This window comes from Arthrobacter sp. AG1021, from assembly GCF_003633665.1.
Taxonomy (GTDB): Bacteria; Actinomycetota; Actinomycetes; order Actinomycetales; family Micrococcaceae; genus Glutamicibacter; species Glutamicibacter soli.
Genome location: NZ_RBLB01000004.1, coordinates 1 through 3236 on the forward strand (window position 1 = coordinate 1; position 3236 = coordinate 3236).

Sequence of the window (3236 nt, forward strand, 5' to 3'; positions counted from 1 at the left end):
ACTTAACTTGAGAAGTGGGAGGCTCCAACAGTGTTGGGGCCTTCTGCTGTTTAACCCGGCCGGTGCTTGGGCGCCTGGCCGGCGGGGTGGCCGGCTGGTGGGGGAGCGGTGGCTCCCCCGTTTTGTTGTTTAAGCGGGGGTTTTCGGTGGCGGCGCGGTGCCTTCTGGGCGGTTTGGGGTGCTGTCCTGCGGCCGGCCCCGTGGGGATGGCGTGGGGCAAGGCAGTCGGGTAGTGGAGGAGCAGAAGTTCCCCCGTTTTCCTGTATAAGCGGAGTTCAGCTGCAAGGTTAACTTTTAGTGCCCTGTGTCGAGTTGTCCAATACCGGGACTCGGCCTCTCAAGCTGCGGAGCTTATGTTGACAGTATTCTGCTGATTAGCTAGTCGAAATCTATGAACCTTGAGTTGGCGATGCTAATTCGGCAGTATTCTACCGAATTGTTTACCCCTTGAGGCTATGATGATTAGGACTGCTACTTACGGCGATATTCTGCCGGTCTGGAGATTCTCATGAGTTCATTGTCGGAGATCGGCGCAGTGATTCAATCAGTGCGTAAGGAGAACGGCCTTACTCAGGAACAGCTTGCCGACCTGACTGGAATTTCTGAACGAACATTGAGATCGATGGAAAGTGGGCAGGGCAACCCATCTTTTAGCGCCGTTGTTTCAACTGCATCCGTATTGGGAATAAAGCTCATGGTGGAGAAGTGACCTACGAACTTCAGGATCTCAAACAAGTACAAGAGGCGGATGTCTACTACGAGGATGTATTGCCGGGAAGCTAGTTCGACGTCAAGACGGCAGCGTGGTGTTCTCCTACTCCGACTCATATTTGGCTTCGGGTGCACCGCGCATTGCATCCTCGTTGCCGACCCGCGAAGGGCTGTATACCGGCGCACGGGGTGCCCTTCCCTCCTTCTTCTCAGGGATGCTTCCTGAGGGTCACAGGCTCACAGTGCTGAAGCATGCGACTAAGACGAGCATGTCAGACGAGCTGACACTGCTCATGATCGTAGGGGCGGATACACCGGGCAACGTCAGCATCGTCCCTGCCGGAACAGCGCTGACGCAACCGCCGGCACTTGCAGAATTTTTGAAACCTTCTGAACTGGACTTCACAGCCTTGGCGAAGTCGCTTGATCTGCACTCAATTCCTGGGGTTCAGGAAAAGATCAGCGCCACGATGCTTACTACGCCGATGTCATTGGCTGGGAATGCATACATGCTCAAATTGGATCCACGCGATCATCCACATCTCATCGTAAATGAAGCAGCACCTCTCGCTGCAGCAAGGTTTCTGAAACTCCCTGTCGTGAAGAGCAAGCTGGTCCATGACGCGCATCAACTTGGAGGACTGCTGGTTGAACGTTTCGGCAGAGTGTACAGAGCTGGTGTATCTGGATCGAAGAAGTTGGCATTGGATGACGCTACGCAGGTGCTGAACCCTCCACCGAGCGCGAAGTACTTGGTAACCTCCGAGGAAGTATCCGAAGCCCTGGCTCGGAATTGGCACGCTCCACTCCTTGCCAAGAGGAACCTCTACATTCAGTTTCTCTTCGCATGGCTCAGTGGCAACGGTGACTTACATGGAAAGAACGTATCCATGCTGGCTGGCCAAGACGGACGCTTCGCGATTGCACCAATTTACGATGTTCCGTGCACTTTAATCTATGGCGACGATACATTGGCCCTCACGGTTGCGGGCAAGACAAAGAACCTCCGCCGTAAGCACTGGGAAGAGTTTGCGCGGGTACTCGGCCTGACCGATAAAGCCGCAGCTTCCGCAAACTAGCTGGCCCTGAGGGCAGCGAACAGCATCGACCTGAGCGCGCTTCCTTTCAGTGGATCTCCTCTACGCGGGACACAAAGGGAGCTGCGTTTTCGCCGGCTAGCAGTCAGCTGAAGCATCAGTCGTTACATGCTCGGTGCTATTCTCGGGAAATCTTCTTCGGGCGCTAGTTCTCTTGGCTCGTTCGTAGCCAAACGAGCAGTCTTGGGCAGAGGTAGCCAGTTTCATCGTTGATCCTGCTGTGGCGCGAAGGCGGAACGGTTGCTCGCCCCATACTGGCGTTCCTTGGACGAGTGGTGTCCACAAAACTGAATGACCGAGCGTTGGCGAACACTAGTTTGCATGCACACCTGTTGTTGGCCGGGAATCCAGGTTCACGCCATACGTTGCCTTCGCCGAGCTAGCACACTCTTTCGCTCATGCATTACCATCGAACCCGCATCACGGCAGATCTGCTGGCCTGAGGGCAGGCAACGGTCAAAGACCTCTTATCGGTGTGAATATCTGCAAACTGCAGGGGAAATCGTCCAGCATGTTGCCCAGAAGGCCACGGCGTTCTACCTATGGTAGGGCCGAGACTAATTTACGCGCCTTGGTCTGAAGCTGGCGCTGAACGGGCAACAGAGGTTCTAGAAGCCTTTCGCTCCGATGGGCAGCGCCGGCTATCGGAAGCACAGCAGGCCCGCACGCTTCGCTTCCAGCCACATGCCATACTCCGTCTTGCCAACCATACCTTTGCAAGTAGACGGATCGAAAGTACGTTCGAGTGAGCCAGTCGTGGTTCCCTGCGGGTAACTGCAGCTCCGGCAACCGGAGGCTCTTGACTTCGAACCGCGGCGGAAGCAACCCGATCAATAGATGCTGCCGGGCGCTCACAGGTGTTGGCGGGTTGCCAGAATGCCGGTGCCAGCAGAACTGATGTACTACGAGATATTGCAACTGCGCAGAATTGGCAAGGTCGTTTGGAAGAACGATCATGAGCTCTGCACCGTGACTGAAGTTTGGGCAGAGCGCGGCGAAGTACTGGTGCAATATTGAGACTGCCTAAGATTGCCCCATCAAAATCATTGGAAGCAGGGATCTTAATACAGGCTCCCCAGATGCAGCAGGCTGTCGTGCACGGGGTGGGAGTCCACAACAACGACGTGAACGGTTGGGAGTCTTATGGGCCTTCGCTGGCAAGGACGTTTCGCAAGTTTCCGGAAGGTGATTCCAGGAGCGTGAAAGGGCCGGCCCGGGGTCGGGCGGAATCCACACTGTAGATTGCTGCCCATCAGTCGACTGGGCTCGTTATTGCTTCCTGCGCCTATGGGCATACAAAAAACATCGATTATCGGGATCCAGAAATGGCCTCGTTTTTATGTGTCCACGCTCACCGCCCCGCAGCACCCCGCCGATTTGCAGACCCCCGACAACCCGTGTATAGTTTTTCCTTGTCGCCACGAGCCG

2 protein-coding genes are annotated in these 3236 nt (G+C 55.5%); both read left to right on the forward strand.

All coding sequences use genetic code 11. The annotated features are described in order from the left end of the window. Positions 1-508 precede the first annotated feature (508 nt). On the forward strand, positions 509-709 hold the full coding sequence (locus DFO58_RS00145; protein ID WP_053797145.1) for a helix-turn-helix transcriptional regulator: 201 nt from the start codon (positions 509-511) through the stop codon (positions 707-709). 97 nt (positions 710-806) lie between these two features. Continuing rightward, a complete protein-coding gene (locus tag DFO58_RS00150; RefSeq protein ID WP_286163379.1) occupies positions 807-1790 on the forward strand; it encodes a HipA domain-containing protein in 984 nt (327 codons plus the stop codon). Positions 1791-3236 lie beyond the last annotated feature (1446 nt).

What these genes read in the sequence shown, in the direction of transcription:
- DFO58_RS00145 (WP_053797145.1), top strand. Translation starts at nt 509, where the DNA reads ATGAGTTCATTGTCGGAGATCGGCGCAGTGATTCAATCAGTGCGTAAG.